Annotated in this window: 16 protein-coding genes; 12 read left to right on the top strand and 4 right to left on the bottom strand. The window is 50.8% G+C overall.

Annotation, left to right across the window (positions count from 1 at the left end):
• Positions 1–317: 317 nt before the first annotated feature.
• Positions 318–1,196 (bottom strand): tetratricopeptide repeat protein, encoded by an 879-nt coding sequence (locus tag G485_RS27440; protein WP_051318432.1) that lies wholly within the window; start codon positions 1,194–1,196, stop codon positions 318–320.
• Positions 1,193–1,744 (bottom strand): tetratricopeptide repeat protein, encoded by a 552-nt coding sequence (locus tag G485_RS0119850; RefSeq protein WP_027093960.1) that lies wholly within the window; start codon positions 1,742–1,744, stop codon positions 1,193–1,195. The genes G485_RS27440 and G485_RS0119850 overlap by 4 nt, the downstream gene beginning before the upstream one ends.
• A 396-nt stretch (positions 1,745–2,140) precedes the next feature.
• Here G485_RS0119850 and G485_RS0119845 point away from each other — a divergent pair, with 396 nt between their 5' ends.
• From G485_RS0119845 to G485_RS30170, 5 genes are all read left to right on the top strand, one after another.
• Positions 2,141–3,484 (top strand): phenylacetate--CoA ligase family protein, encoded by a 1,344-nt coding sequence (locus G485_RS0119845; RefSeq protein ID WP_027093959.1) that lies wholly within the window; start codon positions 2,141–2,143, stop codon positions 3,482–3,484.
• A 36-nt stretch (positions 3,485–3,520) separates the two neighbouring features.
• Positions 3,521–4,756 carry a phenylacetate--CoA ligase family protein gene (locus G485_RS0119840; RefSeq protein WP_027093958.1) on the top strand — a complete coding sequence of 412 codons (1,236 nt, stop codon included), beginning with the start codon at positions 3,521–3,523 and terminating at the stop codon, positions 4,754–4,756.
• 121 nt (positions 4,757–4,877) lie between these two features.
• Positions 4,878–5,942 (top strand): bifunctional 3-deoxy-7-phosphoheptulonate synthase/chorismate mutase, encoded by a 1,065-nt coding sequence (locus G485_RS0119835; protein ID WP_027093957.1) that lies wholly within the window; start codon positions 4,878–4,880, stop codon positions 5,940–5,942.
• A 46-nt stretch (positions 5,943–5,988) separates the two neighbouring features.
• Positions 5,989–6,597 carry a hypothetical protein gene (locus tag G485_RS0119830; protein WP_027093956.1) on the top strand — a complete coding sequence of 203 codons (609 nt, stop codon included), beginning with the start codon at positions 5,989–5,991 and terminating at the stop codon, positions 6,595–6,597.
• Positions 6,590–6,760 carry a hypothetical protein gene (locus G485_RS30170; RefSeq protein ID WP_156922513.1) on the top strand — a complete coding sequence of 57 codons (171 nt, stop codon included), beginning with the start codon at positions 6,590–6,592 and terminating at the stop codon, positions 6,758–6,760. Before G485_RS0119830 ends, G485_RS30170 begins: the two co-directional genes overlap by 8 nt.
• A gap of 133 nt (positions 6,761–6,893) precedes the next feature.
• On the opposite strand, the gene G485_RS0119820 is transcribed toward G485_RS30170, so the two are convergent.
• Positions 6,894–7,172 (bottom strand): hypothetical protein, encoded by a 279-nt coding sequence (locus G485_RS0119820; protein ID WP_027093955.1) that lies wholly within the window; start codon positions 7,170–7,172, stop codon positions 6,894–6,896.
• Between the two features lie 35 nt (positions 7,173–7,207).
• Positions 7,208–7,714, bottom strand: coding sequence for a hypothetical protein (locus G485_RS30165; RefSeq protein ID WP_156922511.1), 507 nt, complete (start codon positions 7,712–7,714; stop codon positions 7,208–7,210).
• Between the two features lie 311 nt (positions 7,715–8,025).
• Here G485_RS30165 and G485_RS0119810 point away from each other — a divergent pair, with 311 nt between their 5' ends.
• The 7 genes from G485_RS0119810 to G485_RS0119780 all read left to right on the top strand — a co-directional run bounded on the left by G485_RS0119810 (position 8,026) and on the right by G485_RS0119780 (position 14,599).
• On the top strand, positions 8,026–8,454 hold the full coding sequence (locus G485_RS0119810) for a hypothetical protein (protein ID WP_027093954.1): 429 nt from the start codon (positions 8,026–8,028) through the stop codon (positions 8,452–8,454).
• Between the two features lie 345 nt (positions 8,455–8,799).
• Positions 8,800–9,840 carry a Delta(5) desaturase DesA gene (gene desA, locus G485_RS0119805; RefSeq protein ID WP_027093953.1) on the top strand — a complete coding sequence of 347 codons (1,041 nt, stop codon included), beginning with the start codon at positions 8,800–8,802 and terminating at the stop codon, positions 9,838–9,840.
• Between the two features lie 93 nt (positions 9,841–9,933).
• Entirely contained in the window at positions 9,934–11,070 is a 1,137-nt protein-coding gene (locus G485_RS0119800) for a sensor histidine kinase (protein WP_027093952.1), read from the top strand.
• Positions 11,067–11,672 carry a response regulator transcription factor gene (locus G485_RS0119795; protein WP_027093951.1) on the top strand — a complete coding sequence of 202 codons (606 nt, stop codon included), beginning with the start codon at positions 11,067–11,069 and terminating at the stop codon, positions 11,670–11,672. The genes G485_RS0119800 and G485_RS0119795 overlap by 4 nt, the downstream gene beginning before the upstream one ends.
• Positions 11,673–12,008: 336 nt before the next feature.
• On the top strand, positions 12,009–12,506 hold the full coding sequence (locus G485_RS27430; protein WP_240489221.1) for a ZIP family metal transporter: 498 nt from the start codon (positions 12,009–12,011) through the stop codon (positions 12,504–12,506).
• 285 nt (positions 12,507–12,791) lie between these two features.
• Positions 12,792–13,796 carry an ATP-binding cassette domain-containing protein gene (locus G485_RS0119785; protein ID WP_035157370.1) on the top strand — a complete coding sequence of 335 codons (1,005 nt, stop codon included), beginning with the start codon at positions 12,792–12,794 and terminating at the stop codon, positions 13,794–13,796.
• Complete coding sequence (locus G485_RS0119780) at positions 13,793–14,599, top strand: ABC transporter permease (protein WP_027093949.1); 807 nt, start codon at positions 13,793–13,795, stop codon at positions 14,597–14,599. Before G485_RS0119785 ends, G485_RS0119780 begins: the two co-directional genes overlap by 4 nt.
• Positions 14,600–14,792: the final 193 nt, after the last annotated feature.

Genomic DNA, 14,792 nt, shown 5'->3' with positions numbered 1-14,792 from the left:
TAGATTAATATGGTTTATAGACAAGGCATAAAGCCTCGGCTACCCTAAGGGGAAGTCATGTTTTTCGGGGAGATTCCTCACCTCCTAGCGAGATGAACCATCATTGCTTGGAAAGACCAATCCCCCGAAAAGATTCTTCTACCGGTTTGACGATCGTTAGGGTTGCCATTTGGCGAAAGCGTACTTGCTATGACCCGGCAATCTTCCTTCAGGCTAAGCTGCGGGTACATTCTGGACCGAATGAAGAGGGGGTGTGATAACCGACTTCTTGCACCCCTTGGTTTCGTGTTGTCTTTTCCACAAAAGATTTTCAACAATTATATTGACTTAGGGCGTCTTTTCAATATGCGATTTCGACTTACGGCGCGTTTCTTTTTCATCTCCTCATCGTGACGCTTACGGCGAGTTTCTTTTTTCATCTCCTCATCGTGACGCTTACGGCGAGTTTCTTTTTTCATCTCCTCTTCGTAACGCTTACGGCGAGTTTCTTTTTTCATCTCTTCTTCGTGACGCTTACCTCGAGCTTCTTTTTCCTCCTCCTCTTCCACCCATTTGAGGAGTACATTGCCGACGGCGCGAGCGGCTCTTCCTATCAAGATCGATTTCATGCTTTCGTTGGCTTGGATGTGTTCAATCGCAGGTTTGCCTTCCAAGGATTGCAGCTTTTGCCTGAGAAGCTGCCTGAATTCCGGATCCTGCGTTTGCTGCTCCAGCTTTGTCCAGCATCTGGCCGCATCGTCGTTCCGACCGATTCTGCGATACGCCTCGCCGAGCTCATAGGTTAGTTTCGAGTAGTTAATGTTCTCAAGTTGGCCCTCTTGAAGGAACTCCTGATCGATCACGAAGGTATAATCTTCAATCACCGTCTGCGTCCGTTGGAAATACTTCTCTGGCAGCCTGTATACGGACCTGCCGCGAAGATATCGGATCCTGCTGTCGTGCGGAGCGGCTGCTACCGCTTTGTCGAGAAGCTTTAAGCCGTTTTTCGCCCATCTTAACCTATCGAGCGAGTTCGTTTTATCCCGAGCGATTAAAAGCATGATGCTGCCATGGTAAGCTTCCGCAAGAGGGTGATCCGGATAATCGAGTCGCAACCGTTCTAACAGCTGATTCGCTTCCTGAACGGCGGTTACATTGTCTTTCGCGCCCTCCTTATACAGCGATTTAATCTTGTCGAGTCTCTCATCGAATGTCAATGGTCTACTCCCTCTCTTTTCTTATGATTTTTCTTCCGTTCCAATTGAACGAGACGCTGCAAGACTGCATCTGCTTTGTCAGGTTTTCCTACATTTTGGTAAGCTAAACTTAGGTTTCGCAGTACTTCGCGTACTTGCTTTTGAGTAAGGTAGCTGGAATTCTCTTTATAGTGGTCAAGCAGGAAGGTGAAGTCCTCGATTGCCGTTTCCGAGCAATGGAAAAAGGATTCTGGCAGCCTCACACAAATGTTACCGCGTAACAACCGAATTTCTTTATGGTTTGAGTCTAAAGAAACGGCCTGATTCAATGCGTCTAATCCCTCCTGCGCCTTATCCGCTTTTTCCAGAATTTTAACGGCATCCCGGCCTAATAGAACGAGAGTACTGCCGTAATAGGCTTCAATTAGTGCATTATCAGGCTCGGACTCACGAATCTTTAAGAGCATCTCGTTTGCTTTTATCACCGCTTTTTTGTCTCCGTTCACCCCATGATTATGGAGTGTTTTGGCTTCCTCGAATTGTTTCATATGGACGCTTTGATCTGCCATTCCTATCGCCCTCCCAATGATAAATCCGGCGGAAAACCTGGTATATTGAGATATTGAAAATCTTGGTCCTTTTCCAATACGTAAAAGCAACGCAGATAAATCCCCTCCTTGCATTTCCAGCTTACTTGTTACGATATGTGCGATCCTCATATAGAGGTTGGATGAAATACTCATTTATTAAAAATGTACGTTTGTCCGAGTCAATTCTTTACAGTCGTGCATTTCATAACAGTAATTACGGAGGAGGGCAGAACTTGTCGGAAAGAAAAATAACGTGGCATCGATGCGGGAATCCGTTACGGCGTTCATTTCACTTAATCGTGCACATGGTTATTGTAGTAAGTTTGTCACACTTTACCATAAAAGAATCGGCCATTGCTTCTTAGGAGGTTTTTTATGAAATTGCAATCCCATAAGATGATGGTTTCCATTGACCAGCATTCGTCCCATCTGGAACAATTCAAGGATTTTTTTAAGCAATTGGACGAAGAAGGAATAACCATTGAAAAGCTACCTCGGCAAAGAATTGAAGACTATCAGGTGAAAGCCATTAACGCTACGCTTGCTCATGTCTGGAACAACAACGAATATTACCGTTCGAAGCTGGAAGAAGCGGGCTTCACGGAACCGAAAATCGAAAGCCTGGAGCAATTAGCTTCAGTACCGCTGCTCAAGAAAGACGTTATACGAGGAGATAAGCAGAAGGTCTTATGCGTCGATCCGAAAGAAATCGGTCAGGTTCACCTTACAAGCGGAACTTCGGGGAAGCCGATTTATACCGCCTACACGTTAGCTGATCAGTATATATACGATTTGCTGCCCAAATATTCGGAAATATTCAAGGAGTCGGACGAGGATGTTGCGGCCATTGCGCTGCCGTATGAGTTTGCACTACCCGGTCTCGGTTTTCAACGTTTGTTCCAGTTTGCGTTCGGAACGGCGGTGCTGTCGCTCGGCAAAGGCGGATACATGGCTCCCGTCGATAAGTCATTGGAGCTGATGAAGGAATACCAAGCCACGGTACTCGCTACCACTCCTTCCTATGCAGCGCTTTTGGTGGAAGAAAGCGAGAAGTATAGTATCAAAATAGGTGAAGATATCCGACTTAAGAAGATTTGGCTTACCGGCGAAGGGTGCTCCTCTACCTTCCGCGACCGGCTGGAGAAATGGTGGGGCTGCGAAGTGTCATTCTTCTACGGCTCGACAGAGTGCGGGGGTGTTGGTGTTGAATGCAGCGAACACAAAGGGTATCACGTCATGGAAGGACATGTAAAGGTAGAAATTATTGATCCTGTTTCGGAGAAGCCGCTTCCGTACGGCAAAACCGGAGAGATCATCGTAACGACGCTGCTGCGCGAAGGAATGCCGATGGTGCGTTACAGAACCGGGGATATCGGTTATTTGCAAAAGGCCAGATGCGTTTGCGGGAACACCATGGACGTTTTGCAGCTGAGAGGCAGAAAGGAAAATATGCTGCAATTGAATGGTGAGGATTATTCCCCGTTCTTGTTGGAACACTTCCTTATGGAAATTCCCGATGTGGGCATGTGGTATTATTTCAAGCTGAATAACGGAGTTCTGAAGATCGAAGCCGAGCCGTTCCGGACGAAATTAAGCGACGAGCAATTGGCGGAGAAAATCCGAAAGCATATGGCTGATCGGATCGGGATTGACTGCCAGGTCGAAATCAGACACGACATCCCCCGTACTTTCGGCAAAGTGACCCGAGTGTTCAATTAGTCAAAACCTCTTAAACAGGAGAGGAGGTGCTGCGTTATGACTGACAACGATCGGGAGCGGGAGCGAAAGTTCAAGGATTTGTTGGCACGCATTCTAAAATCTCCTTTGTACAAGGAAAAATTATCGAAATATAACCTGAATGGCATCGGATTAGACCACATCCAAACACTGCCGCTTACAACAAAAGAAGATCTCCGGAAAGCCGGCGCTTTCGGTCACCTTGCCGTCGAAATGAAAGAGATTGCGCAATACCACGAATCTACCGGCACGACCGGAGAGCCTTCCTCCTCCTGGTTCACCCAAGAGGACTTGAAGACTGGCGGAAGACAGCTGAAGGAATGCGGGGTTCGGTTGACAGCCGAAGATTTTGTGCTGATCCGCTATCCATACGCGATGTCATTGCCCGCGTTCCTGATGCAGCAAGCGGCATGGCTGTCGGGAGCAGGGATTGTTCCTGCAAGCGGACGCACCGTAATTACGCCATACCCAAGAGTGCTGCAGCTCATGGAGCGTCTTCGTGTCACGGTAGCCGCCGGGCTCCCGCGAGAGTTTGAGCTCCTGGCCGAAACAGCGCGTCTGATCGGTTCGACTCCGAGCAACAATTTTCCGGCATTACGGGCCATATGCGTTGCCGGAGAATTAATGAGCGACAAGCGTAGGGAGCATATAGAGAAGCTGTGGGGCGTGCCTGTATTTAATATGTATGGCTCGACGGAAACCGCTAATATCGCTACGATGTGCGAATACGGCGCGATGCATATCGCGGAACAGGATTTTTTCGTGGAAGTGCTGCATGAAGACGGTTCAGGTCCCGTTGCTCAAGGAGAGAGGGGGTTTGCAGCGATTTCAACGCTTTCCCATCAGGGATCTCCTCTGCTGCGATACTTTAATGAAGACATCATCTCTGTCGAACCTTCCTTGTGTGCTTGCGGCCGAACGGGGGGCAAGCTCGTACATTACGGCAGGAGTAAAGAGCGAATTCGTTATGGCGATATCGTTCTGGACGGTGCGGATATACAAGAAGCCGTATATTCGTTATCTCCTGTTCCGGATTCCTGGAAGACGCTGGAGCTGGAGAATGGGCTGCACTTTCTTCTTGATTCGCATGATTCCGGGAAATGGTCGGAGGAGGTTGTCCGTTCTCATTTATCCGGGAAGCTGCATGTGCCTGTCACCGTAGAGATCGTCGCGGACTCCAGGTTGCTTGACCGTGTCGAGCTTGTGAAGAACGTCCCGTCGACAAAGCCGGTATATGTTCATAAATTCATTTGAAGTGAACATGAACAAGCTCGAGAGTTACTGGCTGAGGCGGGCGGAAGGGGATTTAGGAGTGTAAGCATAAGTTGGCCAGGAAAAGGTTCCCGTCATTGGCCGAAAAGATGGGAGTGCTCGTATGAGTGAACAATTGCAACAATTACAATTCCAATTGAACGGGATAAACCGACAATTGCTTCATCTGCTGAATGAACAGGCGCGTACGGCCGATGAAATTGTTCGGATAAAGGAAAAACAAGGGATATCGGAAGCGGATCCGATTGGTGTCCAGCAAATGGTGAATGAGCTTACCAGTCATAATCCGGGACCCATTGATAACGACACGGTCATGTACTTATTTACGGAGATTTTTCGTTCAAAAATGAAGAAAAATACCAAAAATGAACGAAAGCTCCTAGTGAGCCGCCACCACAAGAGCGAGGATACGATTATTCGGGTCAAGCATGCCGAATTTGGAGGCGCCTCGCACGTCATGATCGCGGGTCCCTGCTCAATCGAATCGAGAGACCAGCTCCTGACGGTTGCGGCCGCGTTGAAGAATGCCGGTGTTACCGTCTTGCGCGGGGGCGCGTTCAAGCCGAGAACCTCTCCATACGACTTTCAAGGGCTCGGTGTGGAAGGTTTGAAAATCATGAAGGAAGTGGCCGACGAAGTCGGCATGGTGACCATCAGCGAAATCATGAGCCCTTCACAAATCGATACGGCAGCCCGTTATGTCGATATCTTTCAGATCGGCGCCCGCAACATGCAGAACTTCGATCTGCTGAAAGCCGTCGGCCAAACCGGCCTGCCTATTCTTCTGAAGCGAGGCCTTTCCGCCACATTGGAGGAGTTCATTCTTGCGGCAGAATATATCCTGTATAACGGGAATGACCGGGTCATGTTGATCGAGCGCGGAATACGCACTTTCGAAAAATGGACGAGAAACACGCTCGATATTTCGGCAGTTCCGCTATTGAAACAGGAGACTCATCTTCCGGTGCTCGTGGATGTCAGCCATTCCACCGGCCGAAAGGATATTCTGCTGTCCTGCGCGAAGGCAGTACTTGCTGCGGGCGCCGATGGGGTTATGGTCGAGGTGCATCCGAATCCGCAGTCTGCACGTTCCGATGCGAAGCAGCAGATCAATATTGACGAATTTCATACGTTCTGGAAGGGACTCCGCGATTCGGGTTTTTTCTAAAGTGACGAAGCATCACGGGCAGACATTCGCTAACGGAGGTGAGTGTATGACAGATATAAACTCTTTCGACATGGATTCGCATGATGCGGGAAGGGCGTTTGATTTATTGCATGGGTTGATATTTAAAATGTTACTGGTGACGGACGGACGGACAACAGAGATGCTGGAAACTCTGTTGAACGAAAAAATGGTAGTTCATGTCATTCGGCAAGAACAAATAGATGAAGAACATGCCGATCTTTTTAGCGAGTTCTCCGGTGCTCCGTATTATATAAGAGAATCTCTCTTGATGATCGAAAAGAGCCGCTTTCTGGTATCTCACAATCTTGCGCTGGTTTACTCGAAGCATGTGCCGCCTTCTTTGTTTGAGAAGATAGCACACCGAAAGGAGGGGATAGGAAAATCAATCAACACATTGGGTTTGCAAACGTTCAGAAAAGTGCTTGACTCCGGGGCGAAAAATGAGGAAGAAGCGGTGGATCTGTTTCAAAAGCCGATCCGGCTTCGTTTTCCGGAGCTGCGCGATAAAGTGCCATATAAAAAATACTCGATTTATTTCGGACCTGCGCCGGGAATTCAGATGCTTGAATATTTTAATCCGAATATCATCAGACAACGTTTGAACCAATCTATCGGAGGGATGAATCATGAGTGACAAAGAAACGAAAGAGCAGAAGCAAGCAAGAAAGCAATTAAAGAAAGCGGAAAAAACAAAAGCCAAAGAACAGAAGCACCTCGAGAAACAAACTCACAAAGCGGATAAAGCAAAAGCAAAAGAACAGAAGCACCTCGAGAAACAAGCGCGGAAAGGGAATTAAGAAGTACAGAGTAACGAACCGTAAGAAGAGTAGTGGAAAAGGCTGACTCAAAAGGTGCTGTCCCTAAGAGTCAGCCATATTTACCATACCCCTTCGTTGAATACGTCCGAAAGGAGCTTTTCTTACGGGCACGTTATTGTTTTTTTGCTTTTTCTTTCATTTGTTCGACTAAATCCGCTCCAGACTTTATCATTTGTTCACCGGCATATTGTACACCGCTTTTAACGGTCGATATCAATTTCGCTATAGAAATATCGGAGGGTTGATCCGATTTTTTTACAGCCTCCATGATTTTCTTGCCGGTCACATTCGCACCGCCACTAACAGCCTTTGCATAGCTGTCGGCGAAACGGAAGAATTCTCGCTTGATTTCGCGAAAAATCCTCGAGAGATCCTGACTACCCTCTGGCATTTGCTTCACCCCCTTATGAAAGCCAAGCGTTCAGTCTATCGGGATGCAATGGTGTCGCGAAGCATGCGGATCGTACGATCTTGGGGAGAAGAAGCGGCAGCTTCATGGAGAAGCTTAAGTCCGCGCCTCGTCCACTTTCGCCGTTCCATCGGGTCATGCATAGTCCTTGCCAGCAGCACCATCACGCTTCCGTGATACGCGTCCACTATCGGGTGGCCCGGATGATCCAGACGCAATCGTCCGATGACACGATTCGCTTCCCGTACGGCGTCTCTATTTCCGGCTACGGCTTCTTCATGATGTCGAACCGCCTCAGCCAGTCTTTGCTCAAACGGAGCAGCGATGAGCTCCGGCTCCTGCTCATCATCCAGCATGGGGGCGGAATGAACTTGTACAGTACGCATTTTGTCGTCCATATATAATTTAATCACCGCAACAATTACGCCCACCACAAGAACAAAAGCAATTACACCGCTTAATGTTAATCCAAGAATAAATAGCATTTTGTCTGCAAATCCCATGTTCTTGGTATTCAATTTCATTCTCGCTCCCTCTGTCTTATTATGCTTACCTGCATCGATGCTTTCGGCCATGATACACGATAAATCAACTTCCGTCTGAAAGTGCAAGTTCCAATCTGTTATAATCAACCATTTTGAGTTCAGTATATGTATAGATATCTGCGATTATATGGGTACTCGCACATTGTTCGGATAAATTCCGCTTCAGTCCATTACGAGATGCAGAGCGGCACATAAACATATGAAGGAAAGAGCTGATAGAGAGGTCGTACTGCTCGTGGGGTTGTCCAGGACCGGAGCGTTGTTGTTGACTTATACTGGGAGGAGTAACTATGGATTATAGTCAAAGTAAACTTGAGTCTGATCACAGGCAAACCGATTCCACGGAGCTTCCGAACTCCAATCTGAACAAGGAGGAGGAATTGAAGGAAGTAAGCAAAGATCATACTTATCTTCCTTCAGCTAGGGAAGACAATACTACTATCGGAGAAAATAAATCGGTGGAGATATCGGAGGCAGCTGCGGAAGCTGACCCGGAGTGGAGACAGTTCGTCCAGCAAGAACTCGAGAGCATACGGAACCTGGAAAAAGCGGGGCGGGATCGTACGCACAAAGAGACGTCGTCGCCTCCATCGTTAGATCAAGCCTTAGGTCTCATCATAGAAAAGATACCCTTCGAACGTTTAATCGATTCAACGATTCGGTTTCTATTTAAGAAGCCAAAACCAAAGAGAAAGGTGAAAAAGTACCGAAGAAAGTGAGGGACGGCCCCTAAAACTTTATTTTCAGCAAGACCTGAGGTAACTGGATAATCAGCTTTTCTTTTTCACAGGACAATGGTGGGAGAGCGCATCGCTGGCAGCGATGCCGTTTTTTTGTACATTAAACCCAGTTTGACTGGGGCTTAGAAAGCTTATTGCGATTTGTCGTTACTGAGATTTACAATTCCGGTGAAGAATGCTCGCTAGAACAGTTCCACCCTGATCGATATGACATTTGTCATCCCCTCGAATTGACGTTTGTGACTACGATACTTTTTCGGCGTTCTTTACAATGAAGATAACGTTGCGGGGAGAACATCCGCAAACGTCAAGGGGGACACGGCATTGAAAGCAACAAAAGAAATCGCCCAACTGAAGCAAAGCACGCTTCCTTTTGAAAAAAACGATTCGAAGTCGAGCCTCGTGCAGATGGCCAATACGCTTGTGCCCCTGATCCTGCTATGGTTAGCCGGCTACGCCGGCTTGTCCGTGTCGTATTGGCTGACGCTACCGCTTCTGATCGCGGCATCGGGATTCCTGATCCGTACTTTCATTCTGTTCCATGACTGCTGCCACGGATCGTTCTTCAAGAGCAAGCGGGCCAATGATATGATAGGTACGATTCTGGGCATCCTGACCCATGTGCCGTACAGGCAGTGGAAAAACAGTCATGCCAAGCATCATGCCACCAGCGGCAACCTCGACAAAAGAGGCGTAGGCGACATGTGGATTCTTACCGTGGACGAGTATGCCGCCGCCCCCAGGTGGCGCAGGCTGGCTTACCGCTTCTATCGCAATCCGCTCATTATGTTCGGACTCGGTCCGATCTTCGTCTTCCTGATCCAGTATCGCTTTAATGCCAAGGGCGCACGGCGCAAGGAGCGAATGAACACCTACCTGACCAATCTGCTGATTGCCGCCCTGTACGTGCTGATGATCTGGGCGATCGGCTGGCAGGATTTCCTCCTCATTCAGGGACCGATCTTCTTCGTATCCGGCCTGCTAGGCATCTGGCTCTTTTACGTCCAGCATCAGTTCGAGGATTCGTACTTCGAGAACGAGGCCGAGTGGAGCTACGTCCGGGCCGCCGTAGAGGGCAGCTCGTATTACAAGCTTCCGCGGCTTCTGCAGTGGATCACCGGCAACATCGGCTTCCATCATGTGCATCATCTGAATCCGAAGGTGCCCAACTACAATCTCGAAAAAGCGCACTTGGCCACTCCCCCGCTGCAAAAGGCGGCTACGATCACGATCGGCACCAGCTTGCAGTCGCTTCGTTTCCGCCTATGGGATGAGGAGAGCAAGACATTCGTCGGCTACCGGAAAATCCGGCTCACGGCCGCGGAGCGGCGCGCCGCATGCGCACGGGGCAAGCTGGGCAAGTAGGTGCGATTCGCGAAGAAATAACTGCGATGCGGTGGGCCGGAATAGGTTACAATATAAGGAGAGCGGACTCGGAATAAAAGACGGAGGGGCCGTATGCAGAAGTGGTATCAGATTTTTCAGAGAAGTACGGGGCTAAGTCCGTATGTGTGGGTCGTCTTCTATATCCTCCCGTTTTATTTTGTCTTCCGCTCATCGACGATGTACCAGGTGGTCATCGGCATCGGCATGATTCTCGGTTTTTTCGTTTGTTACCTGCTCTCGTTCAGTTCGAAAGGCTTGCTCGTTTATTTTTGGACCGGGGTGCAGATTTTATTCTCGATTGCCATGACGCTGATGTTCGGTTACGTCTATTTTTCGCTTTTTCTGGCTTTCTTTATCGGGAACATTCGGAAATTCGCCGGATTTATCACGCTGTATACGATCCATCTGACCGCGACGATATTGATGGTCTATGTCGGCTATATGCACGCCAGCTCGGTGCTGATTACCCAGGCGCCGTTCGTATTCGTCTGCCTGATCGCGGTGACGCTGCTTCCGGTTACAACTTACACCCGCAATAAAAGGGAGCTGTTGCAGGGCGAGCTGAACGATGCGAACAAGCGGATATCCGAGCTCGTCAAGCTGGAGGAGCGGCAGCGCATCGCCCGCGATCTGCACGATACGCTCGGTCAGAAGCTGGCTTTGATCGGCCTCAAGAGCGATCTGGCCGGCAAGCTGATCACGCAAAACCCGCGGCGGGCCGAGTCCGAGATCGACGATGTGCGGCAGACGGCCAGAATCGCGCTAAAAGAGCTGCGCGAGCTGGTGACGCAGATGCGAGGGACGCATGTGGAGGACGAGATCTACCGCTTGCGGCAAATATTGAAGGCGGCGAACATCGAGTTCACCTTGAAGGGAGAGCCCAGGCTCGCGTATACCTCCCTGCTTAGCGAAAATGTCGTAAGCATGTGCCTGAAGGAAGCGGTGACGAATATCGTCAAGCACAGCTCGGCTACCGCTTGTTCCATTGAGATCGAGCAGACGCCGGCCGAGCTGCAGATCCGGGTGCGGGACAACGGGATCGGACTCGCCGGCCCGGCTCCTTATTTTAGAGGGAACGGGCTGCGCGGGATGAGGGAACGTCTCGAGTTTGTCAACGGCAGCCTGGGGATCGTGTCAAGGGAGGGGACGGAAATTATAATGAAAGTCCCGAACGTATCGATTCAGTCTGAAGGTGAGGCGGCGTTATGATTCGTATAGTCGTTGCGGAGGATCAGCGGCTGCTGCTCGGCGCGCTTGCCTCTCTGCTGGATCTGGAAGCGGATATGGAAGTGGTCGGCAAAGCGGACAACGGCGCGGATGCGATTAAGCTGGTTAAGCTCTATCAGCCGGATATATGCATCATGGATATCGAGATGCCCCTGAAGAACGGACTGGACGCGGCCGAGGAACTGAAAGAGGCGGGCAGCAAGGTGAAAGTGGTCATTCTGACGACGTTCGCCCGCGCCGGTTACTTCGAGCGCGCGATCAAGGCCGGCGCGCACGGCTACTTGCTCAAGGACAGCCCGAGCGAGGAACTGGCCGATTCGCTTCGCAGCATTATGGCGGGCCGCCGGATATACGCAGCCGAGCTGGTGGATGAAGCTTACAGCGAGGAGAATCCGCTTACGGAACGGGAGACGGAAGTGATCGGGCTGATCGCAGACGGCAAGAATACGAAGGAGATCGCCGACGAGCTGTTCCTGACCAACGGGACCGTCCGAAACTACATATCGGTCATTCTCGACAAATTAAACGTGAGCAATCGTATCGAAGCGATCAAACGTTTCAGAGAAAAGGGCTGGTTCAAGTAAGCGGCAATATTTCTGTCTGGAAATGAGATTGGATGGAACTACGAAACAAAGCCCGAGGAACAAGCTCAGGTTCTCGCGAGCGATCTATGTCGAGTTCACGAGGCGCTGCGATATCTATATTTTTTACGGTGCTTCACCCTTGCGTCGACTATCTAAAAAAAGATTTATACCCGTGCAATCGTAATATATAATCCGTAATTAAAAGGGTTATTGAATTTTTTTTGCCCCAAAAGTTTCCCTAGGTAAAATTACGGGCTTATTCCTTCCGCTTTAAAGCTGTCCAATCTGTTCGTGCTGTCCTTCGGGATTTTGATGGGGACGGCCATCTTGACGTTGGTGGAACGGTATGTTCCGCACGAGGACCCCGGACATTCGGTCACAGAACCCGCGTTAAAAACCGGTTCCTTTTTTTTCCTGATTGCGATGGCCCTTCATAATCTTCCCGAAGGTCTTTCCGTAGGTGTCAGTTACGGTAGTACAAGCCAGAGCTTGGGTGCCATCGTCGCATTGAGCATTGGTTTGCAGAATATTCCCGAAGGATTTTTGACGGCCTTGTTTCTGATCACTCATGGAATGAGCAAGGGGGCGGCATTTTGGGCGGCCGCAATGACCGTTCTGGTAGAATTGTTGTTCTGCTGGATCGGTTATGCATTTACAGGCGGCTTTGCGGCGACCGTTCCTTACGGTCTTGCTTTTGCCGCGGGAGCCATGCTGTTTGTCGTTTATAAAAAATTGATTCCGGAGAGTCATGGCGACGGGAATGAGCGGGCATCCACCTTTTCTTTTATTCTCGGATTGCTGGTGATGATCGGAGTTACGCATTGGCTAAAATAGGACTCCGCCCGGAGACCGATCGTCAAACCGTTCTCCGGCAGGTTCAACAACTCCTCTGAAATCCTTACAATGCAATTAAAGTGCGAATGCACCGCGTAGGGCGATGATCGGCGTTCCGGAGCCGGGCCTGCTCGACGAGCCGGTGAGCGCACTAGCTCCCGGAGACAACGCAGCAGCCGGAACAACGTCCTCCTTCGCATGGTCGGACGATTTCGTCGTTCAAACTCAGTTCATAATCGGGAGCTATCATTCCCATGTAATGAGCGATTACGAGGAGGGATTGCAATGCCGGATAAGGAGGAATGGGCCGTTGAGGCCCGTGGACTCAAAAAAACGTTTGGCGACAACCATGCAGTGAACGGCGTCGATTTGAACGTCCGCGCCGGTACGATCTACGGCGTGCTCGGCCCGAATGGAGCGGGCAAGACCACAACCATTCGAATGTTGGCCACTTTGCTGAGGCCGGATGCGGGGACGGCGCGCATTTTCGGGTACGATGCGGTGAAGGAGCCGCAGATCGTGCGTCAATTAATCGGGGTGACAGGCCAATATGCGTCGGTCGACGAATCCTTGAGCGCTACCGAGAACCTGATCATTTTCTCCAGACTGCTTGGGTTGGGGCGTGCCGAGGCGCGGCGCAAGGCAGCGGAGCTGCTGGAGGAATTCGGTTTGACCGAAGCGGCGAAGCGTCCGCTAAAAAATTTCTCCGGAGGCATGCGCCGCCGGCTGGATCTGGCCGCAAGCTTGATTGCACAGCCGCCGCTCATCTTCCTGGACGAGCCGACGACCGGACTGGATCCGCGCACGCGTGCGCAGATGTGGGAGACGATCCGCCGATTGGTGAAAACGGGATCGACCGTCCTGTTAACGACGCAGTATCTCGATGAAGCGGATCAACTGGCGGACCGAATCGCGGTTATCGACCGCGGCCGGGTCGTCGCCGAAGGAACGGTGGATGAGCTGAAAGCATCGGTCGGCAATTCGTCGCTGCAATTGAGAGTTCAGAATTCGGAAGATATCCGGAACGCGCGCGAGATTGTCGAACAGGTGCTGAAGGTCCGCTCCAACGTGTCGGCTGAAGCCGGAAAGATTACGGCACCGATGGCGGAAGCCGACCGGGTCACCGATCTGCTTATCGCCCTTCGGACCGGGGGGATTCGTCTGGCTGAGATCAGTGTGCAGAAGCCGACGCTTGACGAGGTGTTTCTGACGATTACCGGCCACGGGGTCAAAGAGAATGCGTCACCGGAGACCGAGCCATCGAACGCAGCGGAGGAGATGAGAGTATGAGAAGTACAGCAGCGCCCGGTCGCCAATTGAAAAATTACACGGGCTTCGGCCAATCGGTACGCAACTCCTTGACGATGGCCTACCGGGGTCTATTGAAGATTCGCCGCACCCCCGAGCAACTGTTTGACGTTACGCTGCAGCCGATCATTTTCACCTTGATGTTTACCTATATTTTTGGCGGCGCCATCTCCGGCAACGTACACAATTATTTGCCGGTGATCATTCCCGGAATTCTCGTGCAGACCGTCATCACAACCTCCATCGTCACCGGCGTCCAACTGCGCGAAGACATGGACAAGGGCGTATTCGACCGGTTCAAGTCGTTGCCGATCGCCCGGATCGCCCCGTTGGCAGGAGCTCTGCTGGCCGATACGATCCGGTATGCCATTGCGACCGTGCTCACCCTGACCATGGGGTATATTATGGGTTATCGGCCCGACGGCGGTTTGGGGAATGTCGTTGTCGCCGCGGTGCTCGTCATCGCGTGTTCCTGGGCGATTAGCTGGATTTTCGCCTTCTTCGGCGTCATTGCTCGCACGGCTTCCAGCGTGCAGGGGATCTCCATGCTTGCGTTGTTCCCGCTCACTTTTCTCTCCAACGCTTTCGTACCGGTCGAGACGATGCCCAAATGGCTTCAGTGGTTCGTGAACATTAACCCGATCTCGCATCTCGTCACGGCCGTCCGCGATCTTGCCAATGCCGGAACGATCGGCAGGGACCTTGCCTTCTCCCTCATCGGCGCCGCGGTTATCGTAGCGGTCTTCGCACCGCTTACGGTACGAGCCTATATGCGCCGGACCTAGACGGGACGCCATGATAGGAGCGTTGATCGCCGAGCACGGTGTCGTGGCAGAGATTCGTTCTTAGAGCCGGGGCTTCGGCGCGATAGGGCGCTGTAAGATCGAAAATCGATCTTGTGCCCGAGGTTCCCGTCGGTTCTGAGCCATGACATGGAAATAGACCGTTCGGCCTGCTTATGTTCCATGGGAGGTTATG

The organism is Cohnella thermotolerans DSM 17683, from assembly GCF_000429825.1.
GTDB classification, from domain to species: domain Bacteria; phylum Bacillota; class Bacilli; order Paenibacillales; family Paenibacillaceae; genus Cohnella; species Cohnella thermotolerans.
The sequence above is the reverse complement of the archived record's forward strand: the minus strand, read 5'-3'. Positions and strand labels throughout refer to the sequence as shown.